Source organism: Mesorhizobium sp. M7A.F.Ca.AU.001.01.1.1, from assembly GCF_004022735.1.
Lineage (GTDB): Bacteria > Pseudomonadota > Alphaproteobacteria > Rhizobiales > Rhizobiaceae > Mesorhizobium > Mesorhizobium ciceri.
In genome coordinates this window covers 1-1,642 of the sequence record NZ_RZPF01001011.1, presented here as the reverse complement: position 1 = coordinate 1,642, position 1,642 = coordinate 1, and the positions used below count along the sequence as shown (strand labels likewise).

The following is a 1,642-nucleotide window of genomic DNA, read 5'->3' as shown; positions in this document are numbered from 1 at the left end:
GGGCGCACAGGACCTGGCCGGTCAGGCAGATGTCGATGCAGCGCCGCCAGTCCGCCGGATCGATCTCGTCGACACCGCCGGTCGGCCCGGCAATGCCGGCATTGTTGATCAGCGCATCGAGCCCGCCGAGTTTTTTCTCGACCGCCTCGAACAGACGGTCGACGTCCTCGTCGCGCGAGACGTCGGCCTTGACCGCCGCGACCAGGTCGATCTTGCTGGGAGCAGCGGCCAGCGCCTCGTCGGAAACGTCGCAGACGACGATGCGGGCGCCGAGGCGTGACAGCGTGTCGGCTATGGCAAACCCGATGCCGCCTGCGCCCGCCGTCACCAGCACGCGCTGGCCTTTCAGCCCGGTCAAAAATTCGTCCGCCGATGCCGGCGCCCTTGTGCTCATGGTCATGTCCTTCTCATTGCAGCCGCCGTTCGCGCAGCGCCATGACGGCGCCCAGAACGACCAGTCCGTAAAGAATTGCCCTCGTGGCATAGGGAAGCGTGGTGCCGGCGAGCAGCATCTGCAGTGCCGTCAGCAACAACACGCCGCCGAGCATGCCGAGATAGTGGCCGCGCCCGCCGGTGATCAGCGCGCCGCCGACCACCACCACGGCGATCGACGGCAATAGATAGTCGTCGCCCATGCCGAGGCTCGCCTGACCCGAAAAGCCGGTCAGCATGACGCCGACAACAGCCGCGCAGACGGCCGAAAGCATGTAGACCAGGATCAGCGTGCGCTCGACGCCGATGCCCGACAAGCGCGCCGCGCGCAGCCCGTTGCCGATGCCGTAGACGCGCCTTCCGAACGGGGTGCGGCCAAGCAGGAGTACCGCTGCGACGACAAAGACGACCATCAGCAGCACGATTGGAGTCAGCAGGCCGGCGAGCTTGGCCGTCATGACCCAGCGCAGCATCGGCGAGGAAAACCCGGCCGGCGTTCCCTGCGAATAGAGCAGCGCACAGCCTTGCAGAATGCCGTTGGTGGCGAGCGTCATGACGATCGGCGAGATGCCGAGATAGACGATGCCGAAACCATTGGCGAAGCCGATGGCGCAGGCCATCACCAGGACGACCGGCAAGGCGTAGACAAGGGCGGCGTCGGAGCCGTTGACCATGCCCGCCAGGATGATGCCGGAGATGCCGATCGTCCACGGCACGGAGAGATCGAGGCCTCCGGTCAGGATGACGGTTCCCTGTCCGAGCGCCAGGACGGCTAGGAAGGAGGATAGCACCAGCAGCGAATTCCAATAGCCCGGATTGAGGATGGCGCGGCCGAGCCAGATCTGGGTGACAAGCACGATGAGCAGCAGGCAGACATAGGCCGGCAGCGCATAGCGCAGCGTTTCCGCATTGCGCAGATGGAAGGCAGGGCGCGGCGATGCCGGACTGCGCTGGGCATGGGCTGGCTCGGCGATCTTGAGACGCCGGTCCACGCGCTCGAGTTGCGAGGGCAATATGCCGGCGCGCCAGGCGGCGAGCCGGGCACGCGCGGCGCGCAGTTGCACGGCAAGCACCGATGCATGCGAGATCGAGCCGGCAAGTGCCGCCAGTACCAGAATGGTGCCTTCGGCGATGGTCGCATAATAGGCCGATACGTTGAGCACCAGCAGGATGTTCACCACGATCATCAGGATAAAGGCGCCGAAGACAG

General features: G+C 65.8%; 2 protein-coding genes. Both read right to left on the bottom strand.

Annotated elements, in window-relative coordinates; translation table 11 throughout:
- Positions 1 to 394, bottom strand: a 394-nt coding sequence (locus tag EN884_RS35215; protein WP_128361094.1) for an SDR family NAD(P)-dependent oxidoreductase, incomplete at its 3' end; no start/stop codon positions are given.
- 13 nt (positions 395 to 407) lie between these two features.
- The coding region (locus tag EN884_RS35210) for an ABC transporter permease (protein WP_164895395.1) at positions 408 to 1,642 on the bottom strand (1,235 nt) is incomplete at its 5' end.